The organism is Paenibacillus sp. 32O-W (assembly GCF_007679495.1).
In the GTDB taxonomy this organism is placed as follows: Bacteria; Bacillota; Bacilli; order Paenibacillales; family NBRC-103111; genus Paenibacillus_L; species Paenibacillus_L residui.
Genome location: NZ_VEGP01000011.1, coordinates 82646 through 107772 on the forward strand (window position 1 = coordinate 82646; position 25127 = coordinate 107772).

The window sequence follows — 25127 nt, forward strand, 5'->3', positions numbered from 1 at the left end:
CGGCCTTTTCTTTTATCCGTGATTGATTGTGTTCGTTCCATAATGCCAGATTTGGGCGGCCGCTCCGATGACACCCGCGCCGCTCCCTATTTCTGCAGGAAGCAAAGTTGTTGCCTTCCACATCGCGGCCCCCGTTCTTCTTCCGGTTTCCTCTCTTAGAGCCTCGAAGAAGGCCGGTCCCGCTTCAGATACGCCGCCGCCGATAATAACCGCTTCCGGATTCAGAGTGTGAATGACACTGCTTATATGAGTGCTTAATGCGCTAATGACTTTAGCCATCACTTCAGAAGCATGAGGGTCACCCGAATTCCAGGCGGCAATCACTTCCCGCGAATCGGCCTGCCATTTCGGCTGCCAGCCATTCGCGTTAATCATCTCTGCCGCAACTCGGGCTATTCCTGTACCGGAAGCGTACAGTTCAATACATCCGTGATTGCCGCAGCTGCATCGAGGCCCGTTGAAATCGACCGAAATATGGCCGAGCTCCCCGGCTCCTCCGAAAGCGCCCCGGACCAAACGGCCCTCTTCAACTATAGCTCCGCCTACACCGGTACCCAGCGCGATACATACGAAGCTGTTATAAGGGCGCGCCGCCCCGAAATTTTTCTCCGCGATGGCAATCACATTCACATCGTTATCGACATACACCGGCAGCCCAAAACGCTCGGTGACCTTGTCGCGAATCGGAGTTCCGGTCCAACCGGGTAATGTATCGACGGCAAAAGCGACCGTACCGCTGCTGAAGTCGATCTGACCCGCGCTTCCTATACCGATGCCGACCACATCGCCTTCTCTGCTTACATCCTTCAGCCGGCTCAAAATATCGGCAATGCCGTTAACCATCTTGTTCAGCACAGCGGCTGAACCTTGCTTGGCCTCGGTAGGAACGATGGATTCAACTACCGTCTGCCCGGAACGGTCTATCGCGGCCAAATGAATTTTGGTCCCGCCCAGATCCACTCCAATGGCCAGTTCATTCATTCTAAGTCCCCCGTTCATTCACCATACCCATAAGATCATGTAATGGATTACTTCGTGCCCGTGACTTCTTGAACAGCCCGGACGAACCGCTTCGTAATTTCCATCGGGCGGGTAATCGCCGACCCGATTATAACAGCGTAAGCGCCTTGACGGAAGCATTCCTGGCACTGCTCAACCGTCCAGATTCGTCCCTCCGCGATGACCGGTGTCCGCTTGAGAGCCGCCAGTCTGCCGACCAGCTCAATATCCGGTTCGGACTGCTGCAGACTATAGCTCGTATAGCCGGACAATGTCGTTGAGACCAGATCGACCCCAAGATCCATCGCATGGACTCCTTCTTCATAGGTGGAAATATCCGCCAGAATAAGTGTTTCTGGAAAGCTCTCGCGAATACGGGAAATCAGCCCCTCCAAAGTCTCCCCATTCGGCCGCTGCTGTCGGGTAGCATCCATCGCCACGATTTCGGCACCGGCCTCGATTACTTCCTTCACTTCCTGGAACGTAGGCGTTATATACACATCGGAATCCGGGTAATCTTTCTTGTACAGTCCGATCACCGGAAGGGAGCAAGCCTGTTTAATTGCCCGAATATCGACGGGGGTATTGGCGCGTATGGCTGCAGCTCCACCACGCTCTGCCGCTTGGGCCATCGCCGCCATAATATGAGAGCCGTACAGAGGCTCATCTTCCAGTGCCTGGCAAGAAACAATACATTGGTTATACAAGGATGGGATCAAAGAGTTCTTCATTATAATTCTCACTTTCCTTTTCGGTCTTTTACTCTCTACTTTTTAAGTATACATCCCTATACCGAAGAAAGAAAGAATTTTCCTTCCAATAATTTAAATAAAATGAACTTTTGCTCCATTTTCCTTGTTAACTATCAGTATTGATCGGCCAGCAGCTCATCAGTATAGCTTATCGGACACCGCCTTCGCTGTTTTCTCCAGAGCGGCGTAGGTCCGATCCTTCTGCCGGAGAGCGACAACGGTCGATAAAATATCCAGAAGATGGATCTGGGTCAATTTGGAAGAGAACGCGCCTCCTTGCAGCGGGGTTTCTCTTGACGTCCCCAGAAGCACTGCATCCGCCTGCTGGGTGACAGGGGATTTCCCGTGGTTGGTAATACAGAAAATAAAAGCCCCATTGGCCTTGGCAATCGAAACTGCATTCACCACATCCTTCGTGCTCCCGCTTGTAGAGATCACCGCCACTACGTCATTCTTGCCGACCAGTGCCACATTCATGGCCATCATATGGGAATCCATCACTGCGTCCGCCTGAAAACCGAGGCGCATAAACCGGTACTTGGCATCCATGGCCGTCAATCCCGAGGAGCCGACTCCGCAGAAGAACAGTCGGTCGGCACGAATGATGGCATCGGCCACCTTGTTCAGATGCTGCTCATTAAGGAGTGACAGTGCATTGTGCAGCGCTTGAGTGTTATGGGCCGTTATTTTTTTGGCGATGGTTTCCATATTATCGTTCTCTTCAATCTCTCCCATAATTTGCTCCGCCGGGCTGGCCAAATCCTGGACGATGGACAGCTTGAATTCCTGGTAGCCTTTAAACCCCAGCTTGCGGCAAAGCCGGATGACGGAAGTTTCCCCCACGTCCGCCTTCTCCGCGAGGTCCGTTATCGTATAGAAGACAGCGGCCTCCGGATCCTTCATAACGGTATCCGCAACCTTCTTCTCCGATTTGGTGAGAGAGGAGTAAATGCTGTTGATCATAAGCAACGAGTTGTTTAAATCCGATATCTTGTTCGTCTTCATAGTTCAGTCCCTTTGTCTTTGAAATGATTTTGTTCCGGGGATGGATATGCGGGAAGCACAATATCCACGGTTGTCCCCTGGCCTAGCTTACTTTTAATTTTAATGGTCCCGTGATGCATCTCAATAATTTTATAACAGACCATTAATCCGAGGCCAGTCCCCTTCTCCTTCGTTGTATAAAAAGGCTCCCCCAATTGGGCCAGCCGTTCGGGCGAGATTCCCGAGCCCTGATCAACTATGCGTACCTGCAGCTTTCGCTTGTGATCCTGCTTGACTCTTATTTGAATGATCCCGCCATGATGCATGGCTTCGATAGCATTCTTGAGAATATTGATAAAAACTTGCTTCATTTGGTTTTCATCACAATGGATCAACGGAAGGTTCTCTTCCGCGTCCATCCGAATTTGAATATTGTTCATGATGGCCTGGGTGTCCAGCAGTGGAATGACGTCATAGAGAATGCGGCGGACGTCTTTCGGCTGGAATTCTATGACCTGAGGTTTGGCAATCACCATGAATTCATTCACTATGTAATTGATTCGATCCAGCTCGGACAGCATGATATTGAGATACTGCTCCTGTCCCTGGTTCTTGGCTTTAAGCAGCTGGACGAAGCCTTTGAGAGAGGTTAACGGGTTGCGGATTTCGTGAGCCACGCCTGCCGCCAATTGCCCGACGACCGACAGCTTATCGGATTTCCGCAGAAGCTCCTCCGTTCGTTTTCTCTCTGTAATATCCATAACCGTGCCAATGATCGCCGGCTTCTCCTTGTATGTCGTCATCGTCCCGTGCAGCTCGACATCCACCGCCCTGCCATCCTTATGCAAGGCACGAAAATAAAAATGGACGCTTCTGCCCTTACGATTGCGGAACTTGCTCAGGAACAGGTCATGGTCTTCCGGATATACGAAATGCATCACATTCTTATGGAGTATTTCTTCACTTCGGTATCCCAGCATCTCTGCACATCTGGGATTAACGTAAGTGATTTCCCAGTCTTGTATCAAATATACTCCTACAAGAGCCTCTTCTACAAGACTGCGATACTTTTCTTCCGCTTCCAACAGGGCGTCTTCGGCCTTCTTGCGAGCCGTAATGTCGCGGGAGACGATAACGACGCTTTCTACCCGGCCGGATTCCCCGATCACGGGAATGCCGCTTGCCTCCAGAAACAGGGACTGATTTTCGGAAAGGGCATACCGGTATTCAAACCGGCTGGCTTGATTCGTGTTTACCATCTCCGTAAACCTCTCACGAATCTTTCTGCGATCCTGGGAGTGGACCATCTGTTCTATTCTCCCATGCAGCTCCGGCTCTTTACCGAGAACATGCTTAAAGGACGGAGACGCATAAGTCATCCTTCCGTTTCTGTCATAAATGGCGATGAGATCCGTCATATTTTCCGCGATCAATCTGTACTTCGCTTCACTTTCTCGCAAAGTCTTCTCCATCTTAACCCGCTCGCTAAGATCTCGTATCATTGCCGCGAAAGCATTGACCTGTCCCGTACCATCCTTAATTGGAGAGATGGTGACGCTGATTTCAATTACGGTGCCGTCTTTTCTCCATAGAGCGACATCCGTTCCGTTCAAGGGGCCGACATGAAGAACATGATCGCAGGCCCGCTCCAATTTGTCCCATTCATGAGGAAGCATCTCGGAAATATGACGGCCGACCACTTCCTCCGCTGTCCATCCGAACATTTTCTCGAAAGCGGGGTTCACCTGAAGAACGGTGACAGCCCTGTTAAAAATGACGATTGCATCCGATGTATTCGTGAATAGAGATTCAAGCTGCTCCTTGGTTCGCCGCAGCTCTTTCTCTGCCCTCTTGCGCTGGGTGATGTCCCTGCCGATGAAATATATGCCCGTTGGCATTCCGCGGACGATGATCGGGACAAATTTGACCCCCAAATCCATTGCCGTGCCGTCTTTGCGGTAGAAGACCATCTCACAGCTTGCCGGTTCTCCGCGAATCGTCTGCTCCAGACAGCCCTTGGTCCGCGAAACATCGGCCGGATCGATCATGCTTAGCAAATTGATTCCGATTAATTCTTGGGCCGAATAGCCGCTTAGCTGTTCCATAGCCGGATTGGCCGTTTGGATAGCGCCGGATAAGTCGAGGGAGGAGATGGCTGCCGGATTGTGCTCCACCAAGGAATCGCAGTGCTGTTGAGTTTCCTTTGAACGGTCGATTCCGTCTCCCTGTTCCCCTTTTTCTTCCATCCGTTGGGAAGAACTCTGAATGGGAGAATCTTTTTCTTTCCGCACATAACCCCGACGGGATATCTTTAAAGGCACTCCATTGCGAGCGCTTCCAGTGATCCTTCTTCCTTTTGAATGAAGCCTTATCATTTTCCTCACCCTAGTCCGATATTTTCTAACTAACCATCTGTGGTGACTTACATCTTGTAGCTGCCTTCCCCCTATAACCCCTAACAAATAAACCAAATTACGCGATTTGAAACAGTTCAGGCCGTTCTCCGGAAGCGAAAATATGATCATCTGCCTTTAAATTTTGAGTATGTATGGTGGCAAGAAGAGGGTATCTATACCGAGAAGCGCTATACTGGCGAGAGTATGTATTGAGGCTGCTGCAAGGCAATTTGGGAAGCTCCCGGGAGCAATGTCCCGGGCCCAATCATCAATTATTCAGGATGGATTCAATTTGTTCTAACGCATCGTTTGGGAGACTTACCCCGGACGCCACTGCGTTCTCCTCCACTTGCTGGACTCGGCTGGCGCCTATGAGCGCGCTGGAAACATTGGACTGACGCAAAATCCAGGCGATGGCCAACTGAGACAGGGTTAACCCTAATTCGTCAGCTATTTCACGGATTCGAGCCACCTTGAGCAGGTTGTCGTCATGCAAATATCTTTGGATCGTCTGCTTTCCGCTGGAGTGGGTGGCCCTGCTGTCCGGAGGCACATCTGTCGCATTCTTGTATTTTCCCGCAAGCACTCCTTGAGCCAAGGGGGAATATACGACCTGACCGATCCCAAACCGCGTACACGCGGGAATCAGCTCCTGTTCAATCGCTCTATTAAACATGTTGTATACCGGCTGACTGGCAACGATCCGATTCAGGAGCTTCCTGTCTGCCAAATGGACAGCTTCCGCAATTTGTGCCGCCGTCCAGTTGCTTACTCCGATATAGAAGACTTTGCCCTGTGTGACCAGGTCGTCCATGGCACGCAGCGTTTCCTCCATCGGTGTGTCCGGATCAAAATGATGGCAGTAATAAAGATCTATATAATCCAGATTCAACCGTTTCAAGCTGGCTTCGCACTGCTCCATAATGTGCTTGCGAGATAAGCCTCTGTCATTCGGCCCTTCCCCCATCCGCCCCCACACCTTGGTAGCAATCACATACGATTCCCGGGCATATTTTCCTAAAGCTTGTCCGACTACTTTCTCAGCCTCTCCGCGCATATAAATATTAGCTGTATCGAAGAAGTTGATGCCCAGTTCATAAGCCTTGTCTATAGTCTCCTGGGCTCTAGCCGAATCGACATATCCCCCTTCTCCATAGGTCAACCAACTACCCAAACTGATTTCACTTACTCTCAGTCCGGAAGCCCCCAATTGACGATAGTTCATTTCGTATCTGCTCCTTTCGAAAATGAATGGTTATCCTTCTCGAGTGCATGGCACCGAATTTACCGCGTTGAAGGATTATTCCTCCCTGTCCTAGTTGACGGCTGCTTGGTTCTTCCCCATTATTATACTTCAAAGAGAGTGAAAAATGGAGAAAATTGGATAAAAAAACGTTGAATATTCTAAAAATGTTAAACTTAACTTACTCTTCATTATTAATTTTTACTTTTACCCTGCATACAAATTCCGTTACAATGAATTAGAAGGCGGATAACAAGCCGAGAAAGAGCTATGAAAGCCATGAAAGGGGAGATTGGGGATGAATTCGATTATCGATAGGGCATTTAAGGAAATGATGGAGAACTGGCAGCAAATGAGCGTCAGTTCTCCGGAAGATTCCGAAGCGGACGCGGACCGGTTTCAAAATAGCTTCTATAAGCTGATAGAGCTGGTTAGAGACTGGATCGAAGGAATGAAGCGCAGGCCGAGAAATATGGAAGAAGCTTTGGCGCTTCCCGAGATCGCCAAAATGATCGAGCTTCTACCCCCTCCTCTTTATTTGAATTTTGAGACGGAGCTGGAATGTATTTTGGAAGGACATTCGAGGGTGGAAGACACTTTCGATGATTAACTACCGCAATCTTCATCCGGCATCCGCAGGCGATCGGTCAAGTAAGAATGGCAAACAGATCCTTCCCGGGCGAGATGGTCTGTCATCCGGATGGAGAATTAGAAATCAGGAGTGGACTAATGATGGGATATGAAGAACAAGTCGCCATGGAATTGCGGCTTTGGGCACGGAACTTGGCCAAGAAAGAAGGAGTTCTGGAATCGACTTCCAAAGCATTCAGCAACAAAATCAACAATGTCCTGCCCAAGAAAGTCCACGCAGCGTTGACCTCCGCGATCAAAGGAATCGTGCAAGCTTCTCTCGTCGGCGCAAAGTACACTCCTAAGCGGCCGGTAGCATACGGCATTACGCTGGAGGAGAGAGACCGCCAGGCGGAGCAGCTGACGAATGTATACAAGAAAGTAGCGGCCGCCGAAGGAGCGGGTACCGGAGCCGGGGGCCTTCTGCTGGGAGCAGTGGATTTTCCCGCGCTGATCGCCATCAAGATGAAGTATTTATTCGAGATGGCGCATATTTACGGCTTCGATACCTCGGACATGAACGAGAGGCTCTATATTCTCTCAATCTTTCAACTGGCCTTCTCCAGCAGAGAGCACCGGCTGACGGTGTTTGAACGGATGAAGAATTGGGAACATCAGCATCACGAATCATCAGGACGATTCAATAACAGCGACGAGATCGACTGGCAGAAGCTGCAGCAGGAATATCGAGACTCCCTTGATCTCCGCAAACTTCTCCAGTTGGTTCCGGGAATTGGAGCTGTAATTGGAGCTTGGGCCAATTACGGTTTGCTGGAGGATCTGAATGTGGCAGCCAAGAACAGCTACCGGATGCGAATTCTGCAGCGTCATAATGGGCTCTCTTCTGCGGACCTGTAGGTACTGCAGGTTCCCCCTATCCGCTTATAACGGCTTGCTTGCCTTGGCAGAGCCCGTCGGAGCTTCGGCCTGCGGCTTCTCCTTGGGCCGCAGCAAGCAAATAAGCACCATCGCGAAACAGACTGCACAGGCCGCACCGAACAAACCTTTAATCCTTCCCGTCAACTCAACCGGATCTACTGCGGTTGCCCCCATTCCGCCAGCCATAAGTACCGCCATTCCGATCCCTATAATCATTCCGAAATAACGGATCAGAGCCAGCATACTTCCTATCAAGCTTATTTTTTCGGGCGGGGCCGCAGACATAATTTCGGCATTATTTATGGCTTGGAACAATCCCATTCCTACCCCAAATAACGAAAGATGAAGCGCAATGCCTATGGGGTGGATTCCACCGCCCCAGATAATAAACAGCATGGAGATAGCGCAAATGGACGCTCCGACAATAGTCGGATAATACGCCCCGTACTTATCTCTATACCATCCGGAAACGGGTGATGCGATTCCGAGAAATACCGGCTGCAGGGCAAGCATCAGCCCCACTGTGCGGGTCGGGTACTCCAACACTTGCTGCATGTAGAAGGTTATCGGAATTAAAGTGGACATTTGAGCAACGTTCATTAACAGCGAGGCAGAATTGCCCACCGCCATCCCTCGATTGGTATATAATACTTTGTCAATCACTCCATGGGAGATTTGCCTCTCATAGAGAAACAGCAGTACAAGCAGCACGGTTCCGGAAGCATACAGTGCAATGATTGTGCCGGTGAAGCCCTTGCTTTCACCATATACCGCCCCCAGCAGCAGAAGCGCCGTGCTGATAGCCAGCAAAACCGAGCCTATTACATCCAGCGGCTGATATCCTCGCTTGGTATCCCGGGGAAACCATTTGAGCCCGCACAGCAGGGCCAAGAGACCTAGCGGGACATTGATCAGAAACAAGACGGACCAATCAGCCCATTCCATCAGCAAACCTCCGACTGCGGGTCCGGACAGAGTTCCGATCGAGATCACAACGGCATTCATCGCCAGTGCTTTGCCAATTTCATGATTGGGAAATAATTTGCGCACCATCGCCTGGCTGTTCGACAGAATCATCGAGGCCCCTATTCCTTGAACGATTCTGGACACAATCATAGAAGCCAAATTAGGTGAATAAGCAGCAAATAAAGATCCGACCGCAAATACCAAGAAGCCGTAGCTGTAGACTTTACTGCGGTCCATCCGGTCGGACCATTTGCCTAATATCGGAAGCAGGGCAACCATAGTCAGTAAATAAGAGGTAACAACCCATTGAACCTGGGCCAACGGGGCCGCGAACTGTTCGGCCATTGTCGGCAGCACTACGTTAACAATACCCACATCCAACGTGGACATAAAGGTTCCCAGATTGACTATTTGGAGGATTGACCAACGACTTTTAATTACGTCCATATCCTGGCACCTTCTTTGTGACCGGAATCATTCCAAAAATAGCTGCGAAGATTTCACATCAGGTTAGAGGCGAAGCCATCGCGAAACCATTAAACGGCCTTCCACTCTCATCATACAAAGAAGGCCCTTGAACGGGAACGGACCCGTTCAAGAGCCGTTTCGGGCTTACCGATAACGTTTGATAAATTCTACAGCCTTGCGGATATCCACCTCCGGCTGATCCCCTACTTCCCGCTCGATCGTCAGATAACCTTGATAACCGATTTCCTGCAGGGCGGCAAAATAAGCATCAAAATCAACCTTTCCTTCTCCAAGAGGAACTTCTTTGAAAATCTCTCCCGATGCTACCATTTGCGCAATTTTGCCATGATCCATCGGTTCATATCCAAGCGCTCCATAAATTTCACGCGGGTCCACTTCCTTGTATCGGATACCATCCTTAACATGGGTATGTACAATGTAATCCTTTAGCAGCTTGACTCCCTGTACCGGATCATCTCCCGTCACCATAACCATATTGGCCGGATCGAAGTTTACGGACACGCCTTTGGAGCTTAACGTATCCAGGAATGATTTCAGATGCTCAGCCGTTTCCGGACCCGTCTCAATCGCGAAATAAGCATTCATGCTGCTTGCATATTGACTTAATTCCTCACAAGCCTCCTGCATCACTGCAAAAACCTCGCTATTACGGTCGTTGGGAACAATTCCGATATGAGTCGTTACTACATTCGTACCCAAATCCATGGCCAAATCTAGAATTCGTTTAGACTTCTCTATTTTAGCGGGATTTTCTGACTTGTCCTGAAATCCGTGACCTCCGAGATCGCCACACAAAGCGGAGATTTCAAGACCAAGTGATTCAATATAGTCCTTAAGCTCTCTGCGTGCTGCCGCGTTAAGGTTAGCGGGATCCATCTCTCCTTTTACAGCATAAATCTGAACTCCCTCAGCCCCAACCTCTTTGGCTTTCTTCAGTCCTTCTCTAACTCCAATTCCAAAACTATCCACAATGACTCCGATTTTATTCGTCAGCTTCATATCCTCCACCCCAATCTGCAATATTAATTATCTGATGAGCCAGTGTGAATCCGAGAGCGGCTCTGTTTACAAATTCCGCAGCCAGATAAACGTTCGACGAAATACTTGACAAAGCGTTGCCTGCCTGCAAGCGTTTACCCAGATGCTGAAGACTTCTCCCGGTTTGCCCCTGTCTTCATCAGACAAAAAATGAGTTCCCCTATAGTGTATAAGTGGTCTACGTGCTAGTCAATCCTTTCCAAATATAATATTTAACGAGATATTTTGTTTTTCAATGGAAAAGCTGCAGCTGCGGGCTTTTAATAGTTGTAGCATTTATTTTTATCGTTTCTAACATTACAAATGATGTTTGCAATCAGGATTATGATCGAGATAAACTTTCTGTTTATTGACATAGCCCCTCAGAAACCTTACATTTAAAATAGGACATCGTTATATGACTACCATTGTACTATCCTGATGGTCCTGTGTTGGGACGATGATCTATTGCTCTGTCCCTGGACTGCTTCTGCGGATTTCTTTGTTCTTGATTAGGCGGACCCAGGTTCTTTTTGCTGTCCGTACAATATCGTCGGAGGTTAGAATTAGAATGAATGTACACATTTTTTCATCCAATGAAGAACTGAACGAAGCGGCAGCCGGGCTGCTGGCCGCCACGCTTCATACGAAAGCGAATGCAGTACTTGGCCTGGCGACCGGATCCACACCGGTCGGTGTTTACGAGAAGCTGGTAGAGCTCTATAAAAAGGGAAGCGTCAGCTTCAAATCGGCCAAGACCTTCAATCTGGATGAGTATGTTGGACTGCCCCGAGATCACTCGGAAAGCTACTACACTTTTATGAATACCCGTTTATTCCAGCATATCGATCTTCCGGCAGAGAATGCCCATATTCCTAATGGCAATGCCGAGATTGTTCAAGAGGAGTGCGTCCGGTACGACCAAATGATCGAACAAGCCGGAGGAATTGACATACAAATTCTGGGAATCGGCCACAATGGACATATCGGGTTCAATGAGCCTGGCCCAACGCTCCAAAGTGCTACCCATCTGGTCGATCTCCACGAGGAGACGCGAAAGGCTAACGCTCGTTTTTTTGATTCCATCGATGATGTTCCTGTCCAAGCAATTACCGTAGGTCTGGGGACCATTATGAAATCGAAAACCATTCTGCTGCTCGCGAAAGGCTCGGATAAAGCAGAAATTATGCATAGAGCATTGAGAGGCCCTATTGACCCGCAATGCCCGGCATCATTCCTTCAACTGCATCCTCAACTGATCGTTATGACGGATTCCGAAGCAGGGAGGTTATTAAAATGAGCGCCAATCAAATTCTCATTACCAATGCTTCAGTAGTTACGGAGGAAGAGGTTATCAGCGATGGAGAAGTGCTGATAGAAGGAGATAAAATTGTATGGGTTGGATCCCGTGGGAGCCGTCCTGAACTGACGGAATCCTTCTCGGGAACACGTGTTGACGCCAAGAAAGGCTGGGTAGTTCCCGGCTTTATCGATGTTCACGTTCATGGGGGATTCGGTCATGACTTCATGGATGCAACCCAGGAATGCCTGGATGGAATTACCCGCTTTCATGGCCAGAACGGAACGACCTCCATGCTGGCCACGACTGTAACCGGCCCTCATGATGCTTTATCCCGCGTATTGGAGGCTGTCAGCAGCTATAGAAGCAAGGAAATGCCCTATGCTCAACTGATCGGTGTTCACTTGGAAGGCCCGTTCATCAGCCATAAATGGCCGGGTGCGCAAAATCCTGAGTTTATCGTTCCTCCTCAGAAGCAATGGCTGCAGGATTGGACTCAACAATATCCTGGTTTGATCAAAATGCTTACCCTCGCACCCGAAACCGAAGGTGCCTACGAATTGATCGAGTGGCTCAAGGCTAACGGCATTGTAGCAGCCGCCGGACATACAGATGCCACTTATGAAGTGATCGAGGAAGCGGTGGAGCACGGCCTGAAGCATGCGGTCCATACTTTTAACGCAATGACCGGACTTCATCACCGGAAGCCGGGTACGGTCGGCGCTGTCTTGACGGATGACCGAATCAGCGCGGAAATCATCGCAGACGGCTTTCATGTCCATCCGGGTGCCATCCGGCTGTTGACCCGGGCTAAACAGAGTCATAATTTGATGCTGATTACAGATGCCATGTCTGCCGCCGGACTGGGTAACGGACAGTATAGCCTTGGAGGGCTCGCCGTCACCGTTAAAGACGGAATGGCCACCCTAACAGAAGGTAACAGTCTGGCAGGAAGCACCCTGACTATGATTTCTGCTTTCCGTTACATGGTGAATACGGTGGGAATATCCGTCCAGGAGGCGAGTGTTTTGGCAAGCGGCAATCCGGCCCGTATGCTCGGAATGGACGACAAGCTGGGAAGCCTCGCAGTGGGCAAGCAAGCGGACATCCTGCTTCTCACTCCTGATCTTGACATCTCAAGCATTTGGGTTAAGGGAAAACAAACCGTTTAATGACAACTTCAATGGGCGCCTAAGCCCGAAGAAGGTCACATACAACCGCCCGGCGGCCGCCGGGCGGTTACTTATGTCTAGGAACGCCTCTCGACCACTCAGTTCCGGTTTGGTCGTGTCATTTTCTCTTTCCCGGCCCATTTGACTGTTATCCCATTCACTCAGTTTCTTATCTGCATCAGCTTCATACATCGCCCCCTTTTGATTGCTATCTCTTTCCCGGCTCTTTGACTGTTATCCCATTCACTCAGTTTCTTATCTGCAGCAGCTTCATATATCTACCCCCCCTTGATTGCATCCCGTTCACTCAGTTTCTTATCTGCAGCAGCTTCATACATCTCCCCCTTTTGATTGCCATCCCGTTCTCTCAGTTCCGTTTGGTTGTGTCATTATCTCTTTCCCGGCTCTTTGACTGTTATCCCGTTCACTCAGTTTTTTATCTGCAGTAGCTTCATACATCGCCCCCCTTTTGATTGCTACCCGTTCACTCAGTTCCGTTTGGTTGTGTCATTATCTCTTTCCCGGCTCTTTGACTGTTATCCCATTCACTCAGTACTCCCCTCTTTTCTTGTTTCTTTGACTCTTAAAAACACAGTTTTTATTTGTCAAAATTCAGAGTTGATTTGTCTTTAAGATTTACCATAGTTGCTCTTAAAAATTCCGTCCAGACTCGATCTAAACCTCTACTCTTTTTATAAATACTTCTTGATACGAGAACGTATATTCGTTATAATAAAAACAAACATATGTTCGTACTATTGAGGTGAGTGCAATGTCCTCTTTTGCTTCGGAGGCTATGGAGTTAGAGCGGCGTACTGGCTTTCATTCAGGTTTGTATCGAAAATGGACTGGAAGTTTCGATTCGAAGAGGGATGAAGAGTCGGACAAGAGTTTTGGCTTGGGGGCATTTTTGCCTCGAAACGCGGATAAAGATTGCCGTTCGGATTTGCACCGAAAGCCAGAAACGGATGCGGGTCGAAGTGTAGATTCGAAAATAATTCAAGATGTTTTGTTAAATCTGTCTATGGATCGGTACTCCAAATGGGACGAAAGTGCCTTCAAGCAAGAGGAAAAAGCTTTTCGGAATCGCTTTAAAACCGAGGAGGATTGTGTACAATTCATCTATCAAGCGAAATGGCCGGATGGCTTTTCCTGTCCTCGTTGCGAACATAGGCAGGCGTATGTCATCCGTTCCCGTCGGCTGCCGCTCTATGAGTGCCGAAGCTGCCGACATCAGACTTCCCTGATCGCTGGTACAGTGATGGAAGGAAGCCGGACTTCGCTGTGCAAATGGTTTCTCGCTTTTCATCTCGTTGCCAACACCGAGCGAGGCACGAATGCCGTTCAGCTCAGTTCGTTCCTGCAGGTCACTTATAAAACCGCCTGGGCGATCCTTCACAAGATTCGCCAAGCTTTGTCTCAAGCAGATCATAAGCAGCCGCTTACCGGTGTGGTGAAGGGGGGTACAGCCTTTCATCGCCCTTTCCGCAGCGCTGCATCGGTCTTAGGGCTCTATCCCGAACAGAGGCCTGTATTCGTCGTTGCTTCCTTGGACAAAGGAGCTGTACCTCAGCAGGTCAAAATCAAAACCGTTCGTCCGGAAGATATGGAGGATGGCAGAATCTATCGGTCTGCGGGCGAGCACTTCATCAAGGAGCACGTCAGCCCGGATGCGCTCGATGTGGATATCGAGACGAGACGCTACCATTATCAACGCGTTCCTTCCCTGCGGAATTATTTGCGCAAAGCGAGAGCGTGGACCAATCGAGTATTTAACGGGATCGGACCGAAGTATTTACAGCATTACCTGGATGAATTCTGTTTTCGTCTGAATTTACAATTGCAGAACGTCCCGATTTTTGAACATCTGGCTAGTGCTTGTTTGCGGACATCTGGATAACTGTAACCGAATTGAACATCTATAATTATTGAATAACGGGCGACACTTCAGATTGCTTCTCTTTTCTGAGCATGACTAATAAACATCTTTTTAAATTGACTATTTATCTGACATTTAATCCATCAAGCCATGTACTTTTTCTGAGCAAAGGGGATAACAGTCAAAAGGCTTCGCAAAGAGATAAAAGATATACATTAAGTGAATACGTGAGTACTAAGATAAGCACATAGGCAAGCGATAAAAAGCGGTTACATCTAGTGCATCGGTAAGTGCATAGGCAAGTGGTAGAAACGAGTGTATACGTCTTGCACAGCAGAAAGTGCATAACCAAATGGCAGATAAGTGTATACGTCTTGTACAGGGGTGGCATATAGGCAATTGATAGATAAGTGTATACGTTTTGTGTATAAGTAAGTGAATAGACAAGCTACAGGTAAGCAAAAAAACAAGCTAAGAAAAACACGCTATCTAAAACAGGCTAACTAAAACAGGCTTAGAAAAACAGGCAAGTTTGAAGAAATTGGTCGGCCATCTTGGTCGAGGCAAGGACGTGGAGTAATATGGCATTAGCCTGCCCCGGCGCGGTCGCTTGCCAGGGTGTCTGATCGTGTGAAGATTTTACGCGGTAGCTTTTTTATGCCAGTTTGAAAGGTATTCATTTGTTGCCTTAATAAACTTTAACCTTCTGATGCGGTAAAAAAATAAAAACTGCCCCTATTTTTGAAGAGACCCTCGAAAGTTAGAGACCCTCTAACATAAGAGGTGCAGTTCAGTTTGGGCAGTTTTTATCAAAAGATGGAACGGCTTAGTGATATGGATGTTATTTAGGGAGATAGAAAGACGCAAGAAGATTGCTGGAAGCGAGTCCCTTCTTCTACTCCGCTACCCGGTTGGAGGCGTTAACCGCGCTGCCGATGACTCCGGCATCATCCAGCAGTTCTGCTGTTTTGATCTCCAAACGGTCCCAATACATAGGCAGAACTAAACGCTGAAGCTCCTGCTTCATCGGACCCAGCAGACGTTCTCCCGCGTTCGCGCCTCCGCCGCCGATAACGATGACGTCCGGGTTAAGTAATGTAACCGCATAAGAAAGCCCTCTGCCTAACTGCTTGCCGGTATGCGTCATAATATCGATTGCAACCTGGTCTCCTTGATCATAAGCTTGAGAAAGATGCGTCGCGGTTAGCTCTGCCGGACTGGAAACCATAGAGGACATGATCGTGGAGGTCCCCTTCTCGACCGCTTCTCGCGCTTGTCTTGCCAGACCTGTCGCAGAAGCAACCGTTTCCAAACAACCCGTTAGCCCGCATCCGCACAAACTCTCTTCCCCGTCCATCCGAATATGGCCGATCTCACCGGCAATGTAGGATCCGCCGTAATACAGCTTGCCATTCTCAACTAAAGCGGCCGCTACACCGGTTCCGATGGTTATGCCGAATACTACCGGATAGCCTTGCCCGGCTCCTTTGGCTGCTTCACCTTGGACATACATGCGCACATCATTATCGATAAACACAGGAATGCCCAGCAATTGATTGAGTTTCTCACTGACTTTGAAATCTCTCCAGGACAGGTTGGCCGCGAAATTGCAAATTCCTTCCGCCGGATTAATTAAACCGGGAATTCCAGCGCCGATGGCGCGGACATCCTTGCGGGTAATCCCTTGCTGGCCGATCAGTTCATCCACCATCCCGGCAATTTTGGCAATCACGTGTTCCCCGCCTTTGGCTGCTTCCGTTGGAAGCTTGAGTTTGCGGAGCAGTTGAAACTGTTCATCCAGGAGGCCGCAGACAATATTCGTTCCCCCTAAGTCGATACCGGCATAATATTTCATACGCTTCCCTCTCTTTTTCCACTGGAATCAACTAAATACTGCTTAACACCAAGCTTCACCAATTGCTCATGAAGTTCGGCCCCCATATTCTTCGCATCGGTAATGCAAGCGTGCAGGGATGACAATGGAGCGATGGAAAACAGCGAGCTTTTCCCCACTTTGGAGTGATCGAATACGGCATAGGTTTGCCCGGATCTTTTGATCAGCGCTTTGGCGATCTCCGCTTCCGATTCCGAATAGGTGGTCACGCCCTGCAAGGAAATCCCATCAATTCCGATAAACATCTTGCCTATGTTCAAGCTGTCGACCATCTTCTCGGCCAGGGGACCGCATAGCTCGAAGCTTTTGTTCCGCATGATTCCGCCGATAACGACGATCTGAATCTCGTCGTTATCGGCTAACTCCATGGCAATATTGACTGCGTTGGTCACCACGGTAATCCCTCTGCGCGTCTTTAGCGCTCTGGCAATCAAAAAGGTGGTGGTCCCCCCGGTCAAACCTATAATATCACCTTCCCCGATAAGAGAAGCCGCCTTCTCAGCAATAGCTTCCTTCTCTATCCAGGAATAATGCTTGCGCTCGGTGAACGATATTTCCCGGGTGGCACTAAAGCCGTCATACAAAGCTCCGCCTATCGTACGAATGATCGGTTCCGTCTTCTCGAGCAGATCCAGGTCGCGGCGGGCCGTCGCTTCCGAGCATGCGAATCTGCCCACTATTTCCTGCACGGTTATCCGTCCATTTTGTTTAAGCATATTCAGAATGTTGGCGCGCCGTTGCTCACCTTTGGATGAACCCTTTCCGACCATGATTTCTGCTCACTCCAAATGTTAGACTTTAGTACAAATTTGAATAAATGTGGCAATGTAATACTAGTTCTTTAGATTTTAACGACTTGCGTCAAGTTGCGCGGGCTATCCGGGTCGACACCCAATTCAATAGCTGTATATAAACCAAGATACTGCAGGACTGGAAGATTAAGAACACTTCTGGCTTCATCGGATAAGTCAGCTCCACCCACTTCAAAAACCGTATCGGCAAAAGCCGTATCGTCCCCTTTGCGGGCTGTAATCAGCATAACATGAGCTCCGTAAGCCTTCATCTCTTCGGCTACCTTCAGCTCGTAGCTTCTGGCCTGCTCGGAGACCATAACACACACGAAGGTATCTTTGTCAACGACAGATTTGGGACCATGACGAAACTCCAATGTGCCGAAGCTTTCCGTCCAGACATAAGACATCTCTTTAATTTTCAGACAGGCTTCCTGAGCCAACCCGAAATACGCTCCCATCCCCAAATAAATATATTTGCTGAACTTGTTTGAAGCTAATTCTTTGGCTACGGGATCTGCCGCTTTGACTACCTGCTCATCCATTTCCGCCACCTTGCGAATATCATCCCATAGCTCCGCCTTGCCGGAAGCGGAAGCGATTGCAGCTTGCATCATGAAAGTCATGCTGCTGAACGATTTGGTCATGACCGTGCTCTTCTCCTGACCCCGTTCGGATACAAGACACTCCGTCATTTGAGCCATTTTACTGTCAGCATAGCATGTAATTCCGCAGGTCGTCCAGTTGGCCAAATCTTTCACGGATTCCAGAGCAAGGATAACCTCTGTGGATTCTCCTGAACGGGATACACCTACCAACAGATACTTACGTCCTGCCGCTGCCGCCTGATCTCTAAACAAGAAAATTTCAGAGGATGGCCATGCCGAGGCATCTTTACCGAGCCACTTTCGATACGTCGAGGCCATCGTCTGGGCTTGATAATAAGACGATCCGGACCCGATAAAAATAACTTCGTCACATTGATTGTTTTTCAAATAACGGTCAATCCAGCCTTGATTTTGCTCAACAATCTGGAGAGCCGCCTGAATCGCTTCAGACTGAGAAGAAATTTCCGGATAAGTAAACTTGCCATAGTTCATGAATGATCGCTCCTTTTATAAAATAAGAAATCTTAATGAAATTATATGTCTTATTTTTGAAAGATTCAATCATTATTATTGTTGTTTTAATCATTTTTTTGGACTATGGCTTAGTTTTCTTGTTGATTATCGATAAACAAAAGCCGATAAATTTGTTTGGGCCGCCCCTTGGACGGACTTCGCTGCTCGCCTACAATGTCCACCAAACCGCTATCGGTCCATTGCAGCAGAAACCGGTGCACACTCCGGATGGTTACACCCAGAATCTCCGCCAGCTCCTTGGCCGTATAATCCGTCTGCCCTTTACGCGCCACCTGAGCCGCCAGCTTGCTCAAGTAAGCCAGTGTCATTCCATTATTCTCCGCTTTCTTGATCAGATTCGAATCGATCAGCGACAAATTCATCTCCAGTGGCTGGGACATCTCTAGCGGACCGATGACGCTTCGATCCTCGCGGACGATGAAGCTGATATTGCCCCCGGCTTCCCGGGCTTGCCGCAGAGCGATGCGCGCATGCGTCCCCGCTTCTCCTGCGGACTGGCCGAAGCCAACCCCCATGCTGATGGTAAAGCCAAGTGATTTTTCCGCTTCTCTTCCAAGCGGAATATATTTGTACCCCCCGGTTTCCCGTTCAAAAATACCGCGAGTCGTTGTGAATAAATATTCATCCCCGCCCAGATGGGTCAGATGGCCATCCAATGACTCAACATATTCCAGAAGCATTCGGTGAATTTCCAGCTTTAGCTTCTGCACCTCGTGTTCGGTCGTTTTCATTTCATATAACCTGGCCGAATCGTCAATGACGATAAATCCCAGCACAATCTGAGATTCCTTACTCTTGCGGGACTCTGTCGATAACAAGGCTCTTTCCAGGGTAACGATGATATCCTGCTCGGTCGGCACGACCCACTCGTTCGGGATGTTAAGTTCCGTCAGTGCGGCTGCAACCGATTTCAATCCGGTTAAGGCACACGACTTCCCTTGCGTTTCCTCGTAGATTTGGCGGTGAAATTGAATAAGGGCCTCTCTGGAATACGGATCCTTGCCATTATAGACGAAGGTTTGCAGCCCGACCTCCCCTAATTCGTTCAACGGGGATTCAATCATCTGCATCTTTAAGGTGTCGACCGATAGTGTGGCGGCGGCAAAACTCTTATATGCACGGAATAATGCCCGATACAAGCCTGTCCCGGTCAGCGGCAAATAATGAACCGGAACGGTGAATTTGAGCTTGTCCTTCGCTCGCTGATAAGGAAGAGGCCCTGAAAATAGAAGGACCTCCACCTCGTCCATCAATTTTTGGGCCAATGACGGTACTTCTTGTTCACTTTTAAACGCAGAATAAATCGGCTGAAAGGAAGGGAATCCTTTCATCACTTTGCTGATCTTTTTTATAAGTACTTCGGAACCGATGACACCGATTTTGATATTGTCCAATTCATTGGTATTCCAATTAGAAATCATGAGCAATGTGCCTCCAGCTTCAAGTTAAAGATGATGGCTTCCCTCTCATTTATACCCGTTCAGCCGATCATTTGCAATGGCTGACAGCAATGAAGCACCTAGAGCAATACACTGTTCATCTATTGCAAACTTCGGATGGTGAAGACCATACGCCTGTTCAGCATTCTCCGCAGGCCCCGATCCGAGCCAGAAGAAACAACCCGGTACATGGTTAAGATAAACGGAGAAATCTTCTCCGGCCATAGTGGGAGCCGCCTCAACCCGATTTTCCTGTCCGATAAGACGATCCGTAGTCTGTTCGACATGGCTGACACATTCATCCGTACTGACCAGCACCGGTGTCTGTTCGATATAGTTTACCGTTGCGCGGCAGCGATAGGCTTCGCTAATTTGCTGGATAATTCTTGCCAGACGCTCCTTCATTCCGCTCTGCACTTGAGGAGAGAAAGTACGCACGGTCCCGGTCAGGATGGCCCGGTGGGGAATTACATTATTCGCCTCCCCGGCGTGAATGCTCCCAATAGTGACGACAGCCGGCTCGAACGGAGAGATTTCGCGGCTCACCGCCGTCTGCAGCCCCATGACGATGGCCGATGCGGCAACGACGGGGTCGATGCTCTGATCGGGAATCGCACCATGCCCCCCGCGCCCCTCCAGCTTGATTTCCAGCCGGTCAACCGATCCCATCAAGGAACCATAGCGGGTCGCCACCTTACCGGCCGACAGCGTGGGCAAATTATGCAGCCCGTAGATTTCGTCTACTCCGTCAAGAGCTCCATCTGCGATCATAGCCTTCGCTCCGGCATTGATTTCCTCGGCTGCCTGAAACAGAAAGCGGACCGTACCCTTCAGGCTCCGGCGTCTCGCAGACAGAATATGGGCGGCCCCCAGAAGAATGGCCGTATGGGCGTCATGACCGCAGGCATGCATAACACCCGGGACTTCGGAAGAGAAAGGAACTCCACTCTCTTCTTCTATCGGCAGCGCATCCATATCGGCGCGCAGAGCAATCCTGGGCCCGGGGGCTTCCCCAACCAGGTCGGCGACAATTCCGTGCCCCCCTACTTGCGTACGTATGGTCAGCCCCAACCCGCTTAACGCCTCCGCAACTTTGCCCGCTGTCCTCGATTCCTGCAGGCTAAGCTCGGGATGACGGTGCAAATCGCGACGAAACTCGACCAGTTCCGTCTCCAACCGTTTCCCGTCATCCAACCATTTCCGATTCGCCATGCTCATTGCTTCTTCCCCCTTCGCAAGTTCAGCTCGCTCATGATCTGCTTGCCTGTCGGAGTCTGAGCGAGCCCGCCTTGAGCCGTTTCGCGATGTTTCGACGGCATGGCGCTGCCTACTTCGTACATAACATTGACCACTTCATCGGACGGTATCACACTTCTCACGCCGGCCAGTGCCATATCCGCTGCGGCCAGCGCATTCACTGCGCCGAAGCCGTTTCGGACGATGCACGGAATTTCAACTAGGCCGCCGACCGGGTCGCAGATCAGGCCAAGCGTATTTTTGAGCGCCAATCCAACAGCGTGTACCGCTTGAGCCGGGGTTCCTCCCCGTAGTTCCGTCATAGCGCCGGCCGCCATTCCGATCGCGGATCCCACCTCGGCCTGACAGCCACCCTCGGCTCCGGAGACAAACGAATTGTTCGCTATAACGTAGCCGATCGCCCCTGCACAGAACAGTCCCTCCACCATATGGTCGTCGGTCCAACCGAATCGCTGTTGGCTGCTGACGAAGACACCCGGAATGATTCCGCAGGACCCCGCCGTCGGCGTAGCGATGATTCGCCCCATGGAAGCGTTCACTTCTGAAACCGCAAGCGCATACGTCATGGCGAGGCAGGCCTCTCTCCCCAAGGACGGCTCTTGATCCTGCATGAAGCTGTTCACCCGCTGGGCATCCCGTCCGGTCAGACCGCTGCGTGAAGTCGTATCCTCCGTCAGCCCTTTATGAACCGCTTCCTTCATCACTTCATAATACTGTTTCATCTTATTAAATTCCTGTTCCGGAGTCCGGCCCGATTCCTTAGATTGCTCCTCAATCATCAGACGGGCTATAGATAATCCTTCCTGCTCACATAACTCCGCCAATTCCTTCAGCGTCCGAAATCTCATTGTTCATCCTCTTTCCGTGAGGTCAACCGTCCCCACTGTATGAATCATGTCCACCTTAAGAAGCTGATCGATCAGCTCGCGGGAAATCGGCGAGTCCACTTCAATGACCGTCATCGCTTCGCCGTTGCGGGACTTTCTGTCCAGATCCATATACCCGATATTCACCTGCTCCGACTTGAGAATCGCCGTAATCTCCGCGATCATTCCGGGCCGGTCCTGATGAGCGATTACCAAGGTTGGATATATGCCGGTGAATTTGATGTCGAACTGATTGACGTTGACAATCTCAATGTTGCCTCCCCCAATGGATGCCCCCGTCACCGACAGCGTCTTTCCCTTGCCGGACAAGGCAATCTTCGCTGTATTCGGATGGAAGGCAGGCAGGGAGCTCGGCAGGAAACTGACCTTCATGCCGGCTTGCTCCGCATCATCCAGTGAATGAGGAATCCGCGAATCGTCCGGCTCGTAATCCAGCAAGCCACCCACCAGGGCCAAGTCTGTCCCATGCCCCTGATAGGTTTCGGCAAATGAACCGAACAGCGTAATCTCCGCCTGTTCCGGAAGCTCGCCAAACAGCTGACGGGCTACCCGTCCCAGACGAATAGCCCCCGCCGTATGTGAGCTGGAAGGACCGATCATCGCCGGTCCTATTATGGAAAACACATCTTTAAACCGCATGGAATACCCCTCCGCTCATGGTGGGCGTTACCTTACTGCTCCAGCCACTCATTTAAGTGTTGCTTGACAAACTTATCATCGTTCAAATGCGGATAATCCCGATACATCCGGTCAATCTCTTCCATCTGCCCCGGAGACAACTCCTCCTTCGGGTTAAGGCACCAGCGGCCGGCCAGCAGCCCTTGGCGTCTCAGCACTTCATGAATTCCCGGAATGCAGCCTGCAAAATGGTTGGCAGGATCGAAGAAAGCGGCATTAGTCTCCGTCACCTCGATATTCCGGGTAAGCCACTCGGCAGACAACTGCTCATTATTTCGGACCTGCTTGATTTCCTCGAGCAATTCCACGGCTTTACGGGTCCAGACCGCCCAATGTCCGAGCAGACCGCCTACAATTCTTTTTTCCACCGGCTGTCCGTTCACCTGGAACCGGTAGACTGACAACAAATCGTTGACAATGTTATCATCGTTGCCGGTATACAGAGCGATTTCGTCTCTGCGCTCGGAATAACATACCGCCCTGGCTACGTCAATCGTCTGGTAGCGATTGAACGGAGCCATCTTGATAGCCATAACGCCGGGAATGTTCGCGAACTGCTCCCAGAACCGGAAGCTGAAGATCCGCCCTCCGACGGAAGGCTGCAGATAGAAGCCGAACACCGGAATAATCTCGGCAACCGCCCGGGTTCTGTCGAGAATCTGCTCTTCCGTCCAGTTCTGAAGACCGCCCATGCTGAGCAGCCCCATGTCATAGCCGAGACGCACGGCAAGCTCTGCTTCGGCTATCGCTTGCTCTGTCGGCCCGCAAATCCCGGCTATTTTCAGGAAGGGACGGTCCAGATTGGCCCGGTCCACTTCTTCGGCAGCCAGACGCAGCACAGGCTCCAGCAAGTTCACGTCCTTATCGCGGATTTCAAATTGTGTCGAATGGACCCCAACCGCTACTCCTCCGGCACCGGCTGCCATATAGTAGCGTGTCAGTGCCCGCTGACGCCGCTCATCCAGCTTCCGGTTCTCATCCAGGGCCAGCGGGTGAGCGGGAATCGCCAAACCGTCGTGCAGCGCCCGCAGCTGTTCGGGAGTTAATTCTTTACGCTTGGCCATATCAATATTTCCCCTCCCTTTCCTGGAAATGAGTCGGCTTGTTCCAGGTAGCTCCATCTATTTGGACCCAATCGGCAATCCAATCGATCATCTGCAGCAAGGAAACTCTCGGATAACCGAAGGTTTGGATCGCTTTCGAAGAGTTGCTGAGCAGAGCCGTCTCTGCTTCCTTGCCGATAATCTTGGCCTCGGTACCAAGACGGTTGGCGAATTCCTTGGCCACCCAGCGCAGCGAAATCGTCTCGGGACCGGTTACGTTCAACACAGTCGGCGGATTGCTGGCGACGGTCAAAGAGCGGATGGCCATCTCATTGGCGTCTCCCTGCCAGATCACGTTGGCATGGCCCATCGTTACATCGATTTCTCTTCCTTCCTTGATTGCCTTGGCAATTTCAAGCAAGACCCCGTATCTCAAGTCTATAGCATAATTCAAGCGAAATACAGTCAGCGGAGTCCCATATTTATGAGAGAAATATTCGAATACCCGCTCGCGGCCCAAGCTCGACTGGCCGTATTCCCCGTTCGGATTCGGAGGAGTTAATTCAGTGGCTCCGCCATCGATGACAGGCGTCAGAGGATAGACGTTCCCGGTCGAGAAGGCGACGATCCGGGAATTTCTGTATTTCTCCGCCACCCGCCCGGGCAGGTAGGAGTTCATCGCCCAGGTAAAATGCTCATTGCCGGTCGTACCGAATTTATTTCCCGCCATATAAATAATGTTTTTGACATCTGGCAGCGCTTGCAGTTCCGAATCATTAAGAAGGTCGACTGCAATCGTTTCCACTCCGTCGTTCTCCAACTCCTGTCTAAGCGTACCCGAGGAGAAACGGGAGGCTCCGATTACCTTCTTGTTCACTCCGGCTTCCTTAATGGCATTCATGGCCAACCGCGCCAAGCTCGGCCCCATCTTGCCTCCGACACCCAGCAGCATGATATCGCCGTCCAGCTCTGCAATCTCTTTAACCAATGCCGCAGAAGGCTCGGCCAGCTTCGCTTCCAGTTCTTCGACCGTTTTCATAACAGTTCTCCCTTCATCTTTCGCTTATTTATAACTTAATTGTATTCGTCCATTTATATAAAGACAAGTCTTTAAATCGTCCTTAAATATGCAAGAGTCAGCTTGAATGTCCGAAGCCGCCGGCAGCGGCCTGACCCGTCTCGTGTAAACGCCCGGACGCAGCTCGTCGACAAATGATCCTAAATTTCGAAAGCCCGTAATATCAAACACTGAATATAGTGGATCTGCCTCGCGGACTGTAAAAAAGTGGA

21 protein-coding genes are annotated in these 25127 nt (G+C 50.1%); 5 read left to right on the forward strand and 16 right to left on the reverse strand.

Features of this window, described 5'->3' with window-relative positions; genetic code table 11:
- Nucleotides 1-12: 12 nt before the first annotated feature.
- The 5 genes from FS806_RS06870 to FS806_RS06890 all read right to left on the reverse strand — a co-directional run bounded on the left by FS806_RS06870 (nucleotide 13) and on the right by FS806_RS06890 (nucleotide 6356).
- Nucleotides 13-981, reverse strand: coding sequence for an ROK family protein (locus FS806_RS06870; RefSeq protein WP_144933841.1), 969 nt, complete (start codon nucleotides 979-981; stop codon nucleotides 13-15).
- A 47-nt stretch (nucleotides 982-1028) separates the two neighbouring features.
- Nucleotides 1029-1730, reverse strand: coding sequence for an N-acetylmannosamine-6-phosphate 2-epimerase (locus tag FS806_RS06875; protein ID WP_186328240.1), 702 nt, complete (start codon nucleotides 1728-1730; stop codon nucleotides 1029-1031).
- Between the two features lie 159 nt (nucleotides 1731-1889).
- On the reverse strand, nucleotides 1890-2756 hold the full coding sequence (locus FS806_RS06880; RefSeq protein WP_144933842.1) for a MurR/RpiR family transcriptional regulator: 867 nt from the start codon (nucleotides 2754-2756) through the stop codon (nucleotides 1890-1892).
- The gene (locus FS806_RS06885; protein WP_186328241.1) at nucleotides 2753-4981 is read right to left on the reverse strand and encodes a PAS domain-containing sensor histidine kinase; all 2229 of its coding nucleotides are present in this window, start codon (nucleotides 4979-4981) and stop codon (nucleotides 2753-2755) included. Before FS806_RS06885 ends, FS806_RS06880 begins: the two co-directional genes overlap by 4 nt.
- A gap of 418 nt (nucleotides 4982-5399) precedes the next feature.
- Complete coding sequence (locus tag FS806_RS06890; RefSeq protein ID WP_144933844.1) at nucleotides 5400-6356, reverse strand: aldo/keto reductase family protein; 957 nt, start codon at nucleotides 6354-6356, stop codon at nucleotides 5400-5402.
- Between the two features lie 316 nt (nucleotides 6357-6672).
- Between FS806_RS06890 and FS806_RS06895 the strand changes: the two genes are divergently transcribed.
- Nucleotides 6673-6984, forward strand: a complete 312-nt coding sequence (locus FS806_RS06895) for a hypothetical protein (protein ID WP_144933845.1) — start codon at nucleotides 6673-6675, stop codon at nucleotides 6982-6984.
- 119 nt (nucleotides 6985-7103) lie between these two features.
- Entirely contained in the window at nucleotides 7104-7862 is a 759-nt protein-coding gene (locus FS806_RS06900; protein WP_260982010.1) for an EcsC family protein, read from the forward strand.
- 24 nt (nucleotides 7863-7886) lie between these two features.
- Here the strand turns inward: FS806_RS06900 and FS806_RS06905 are convergent, their stop codons facing one another.
- Nucleotides 7887-9296 carry an MFS transporter gene (locus FS806_RS06905; RefSeq protein WP_144933846.1) on the reverse strand — a complete coding sequence of 470 codons (1410 nt, stop codon included), beginning with the start codon at nucleotides 9294-9296 and terminating at the stop codon, nucleotides 7887-7889.
- Between the two features lie 165 nt (nucleotides 9297-9461).
- Complete coding sequence (locus tag FS806_RS06910) at nucleotides 9462-10337, reverse strand: sugar phosphate isomerase/epimerase family protein (RefSeq protein ID WP_144933847.1); 876 nt, start codon at nucleotides 10335-10337, stop codon at nucleotides 9462-9464.
- Between the two features lie 589 nt (nucleotides 10338-10926).
- Between FS806_RS06910 and nagB the strand changes: the two genes are divergently transcribed.
- The 3 genes from nagB to FS806_RS06925 all read left to right on the forward strand — a co-directional run bounded on the left by nagB (nucleotide 10927) and on the right by FS806_RS06925 (nucleotide 14727).
- Entirely contained in the window at nucleotides 10927-11655 is a 729-nt protein-coding gene (gene nagB / locus FS806_RS06915; RefSeq protein ID WP_144933848.1) for a glucosamine-6-phosphate deaminase, read from the forward strand.
- A complete protein-coding gene (gene nagA, locus FS806_RS06920; RefSeq protein WP_144933849.1) occupies nucleotides 11652-12827 on the forward strand; it encodes an N-acetylglucosamine-6-phosphate deacetylase in 1176 nt (391 codons plus the stop codon). Before nagB ends, nagA begins: the two co-directional genes overlap by 4 nt.
- A gap of 1024 nt (nucleotides 12828-13851) precedes the next feature.
- Nucleotides 13852-14727 (forward strand): IS1595 family transposase, encoded by an 876-nt coding sequence (locus tag FS806_RS06925; RefSeq protein ID WP_222126603.1) that lies wholly within the window; start codon nucleotides 13852-13854, stop codon nucleotides 14725-14727.
- An 874-nt stretch (nucleotides 14728-15601) separates the two neighbouring features.
- Here FS806_RS06925 and FS806_RS06930 read toward each other — a convergent pair.
- The 9 genes from FS806_RS06930 to FS806_RS06970 all read right to left on the reverse strand — a co-directional run bounded on the left by FS806_RS06930 (nucleotide 15602) and on the right by FS806_RS06970 (nucleotide 24876).
- Nucleotides 15602-16561 carry an ROK family protein gene (locus tag FS806_RS06930; protein WP_144933851.1) on the reverse strand — a complete coding sequence of 320 codons (960 nt, stop codon included), beginning with the start codon at nucleotides 16559-16561 and terminating at the stop codon, nucleotides 15602-15604.
- Nucleotides 16558-17370, reverse strand: coding sequence for a DeoR/GlpR family DNA-binding transcription regulator (locus FS806_RS06935; RefSeq protein WP_144933852.1), 813 nt, complete (start codon nucleotides 17368-17370; stop codon nucleotides 16558-16560). The genes FS806_RS06930 and FS806_RS06935 overlap by 4 nt, the downstream gene beginning before the upstream one ends.
- A 71-nt stretch (nucleotides 17371-17441) precedes the next feature.
- Nucleotides 17442-18491, reverse strand: a complete 1050-nt coding sequence (locus tag FS806_RS06940) for an SIS domain-containing protein (RefSeq protein ID WP_144933853.1) — start codon at nucleotides 18489-18491, stop codon at nucleotides 17442-17444.
- Nucleotides 18492-18601: 110 nt separating this feature from the next.
- Entirely contained in the window at nucleotides 18602-19954 is a 1353-nt protein-coding gene (locus FS806_RS06945) for a helix-turn-helix domain-containing protein (protein ID WP_144933854.1), read from the reverse strand.
- A 45-nt stretch (nucleotides 19955-19999) separates the two neighbouring features.
- Nucleotides 20000-21190: a M20 metallopeptidase family protein gene (locus FS806_RS06950; RefSeq protein WP_260982011.1), complete on the reverse strand. Its 1191-nt coding sequence runs from the start codon at nucleotides 21188-21190 to the stop codon at nucleotides 20000-20002.
- The gene (sdaAA, locus tag FS806_RS06955) at nucleotides 21187-22077 is read right to left on the reverse strand and encodes an L-serine ammonia-lyase, iron-sulfur-dependent, subunit alpha (RefSeq protein WP_144933855.1); all 891 of its coding nucleotides are present in this window, start codon (nucleotides 22075-22077) and stop codon (nucleotides 21187-21189) included. The genes FS806_RS06950 and sdaAA overlap by 4 nt, the downstream gene beginning before the upstream one ends.
- A 3-nt stretch (nucleotides 22078-22080) precedes the next feature.
- The gene (gene sdaAB, locus FS806_RS06960; RefSeq protein ID WP_144933856.1) at nucleotides 22081-22755 is read right to left on the reverse strand and encodes an L-serine ammonia-lyase, iron-sulfur-dependent subunit beta; all 675 of its coding nucleotides are present in this window, start codon (nucleotides 22753-22755) and stop codon (nucleotides 22081-22083) included.
- A 32-nt stretch (nucleotides 22756-22787) separates the two neighbouring features.
- Nucleotides 22788-23858, reverse strand: coding sequence for a dihydrodipicolinate synthase family protein (locus FS806_RS06965; RefSeq protein ID WP_144933857.1), 1071 nt, complete (start codon nucleotides 23856-23858; stop codon nucleotides 22788-22790).
- 1 nt (nucleotide 23859) lies between these two features.
- Nucleotides 23860-24876 carry an NAD-dependent epimerase/dehydratase family protein gene (locus FS806_RS06970; protein WP_144933858.1) on the reverse strand — a complete coding sequence of 339 codons (1017 nt, stop codon included), beginning with the start codon at nucleotides 24874-24876 and terminating at the stop codon, nucleotides 23860-23862.
- Nucleotides 24877-25127: the final 251 nt, after the last annotated feature.

Coding starts and splice junctions, on each gene's coding strand:
- FS806_RS06895 (WP_144933845.1), top strand. CDS start 6,673: ATGAATTCGATTATCGATAGGGCATTTAAGGAAATGATGGAGAACTGG.
- FS806_RS06875 (WP_186328240.1), bottom strand. CDS start 1,730: ATGAAGAACTCTTTGATCCCATCCTTGTATAACCAATGTATTGTTTCT.
- FS806_RS06870 (WP_144933841.1), bottom strand. CDS start 981: ATGAATGAACTGGCCATTGGAGTGGATCTGGGCGGGACCAAAATTCAT.
- FS806_RS06905 (WP_144933846.1), bottom strand. CDS start 9,296: ATGGACGTAATTAAAAGTCGTTGGTCAATCCTCCAAATAGTCAATCTG.
- FS806_RS06880 (WP_144933842.1), bottom strand. CDS start 2,756: ATGAAGACGAACAAGATATCGGATTTAAACAACTCGTTGCTTATGATC.
- FS806_RS06970 (WP_144933858.1), bottom strand. CDS start 24,876: ATGAAAACGGTCGAAGAACTGGAAGCGAAGCTGGCCGAGCCTTCTGCG.
- FS806_RS06950 (WP_260982011.1), bottom strand. CDS start 21,190: ATGAGCATGGCGAATCGGAAATGGTTGGATGACGGGAAACGGTTGGAG.
- FS806_RS06885 (WP_186328241.1), bottom strand. CDS start 4,981: ATGGAAGAAAAAGGGGAACAGGGAGACGGAATCGACCGTTCAAAGGAA.
- FS806_RS06935 (WP_144933852.1), bottom strand. CDS start 17,370: ATGGTCGGAAAGGGTTCATCCAAAGGTGAGCAACGGCGCGCCAACATT.
- FS806_RS06930 (WP_144933851.1), bottom strand. CDS start 16,561: ATGAAATATTATGCCGGTATCGACTTAGGGGGAACGAATATTGTCTGC.
- sdaAA (WP_144933855.1), bottom strand. CDS start 22,077: ATGAGATTTCGGACGCTGAAGGAATTGGCGGAGTTATGTGAGCAGGAA.
- FS806_RS06945 (WP_144933854.1), bottom strand. CDS start 19,954: ATGATTTCTAATTGGAATACCAATGAATTGGACAATATCAAAATCGGT.
- FS806_RS06900 (WP_260982010.1), top strand. CDS start 7,104: ATGATGGGATATGAAGAACAAGTCGCCATGGAATTGCGGCTTTGGGCA.
- FS806_RS06940 (WP_144933853.1), bottom strand. CDS start 18,491: ATGAACTATGGCAAGTTTACTTATCCGGAAATTTCTTCTCAGTCTGAA.
- FS806_RS06965 (WP_144933857.1), bottom strand. CDS start 23,858: ATGGCCAAGCGTAAAGAATTAACTCCCGAACAGCTGCGGGCGCTGCAC.
- nagB (WP_144933848.1), top strand. CDS start 10,927: ATGAATGTACACATTTTTTCATCCAATGAAGAACTGAACGAAGCGGCA.
- FS806_RS06910 (WP_144933847.1), bottom strand. CDS start 10,337: ATGAAGCTGACGAATAAAATCGGAGTCATTGTGGATAGTTTTGGAATT.
- FS806_RS06890 (WP_144933844.1), bottom strand. CDS start 6,356: ATGAACTATCGTCAATTGGGGGCTTCCGGACTGAGAGTAAGTGAAATC.
- sdaAB (WP_144933856.1), bottom strand. CDS start 22,755: ATGCGGTTTAAAGATGTGTTTTCCATAATAGGACCGGCGATGATCGGT.
- FS806_RS06925 (WP_222126603.1), top strand. CDS start 13,852: ATGGATCGGTACTCCAAATGGGACGAAAGTGCCTTCAAGCAAGAGGAA.
- nagA (WP_144933849.1), top strand. CDS start 11,652: ATGAGCGCCAATCAAATTCTCATTACCAATGCTTCAGTAGTTACGGAG.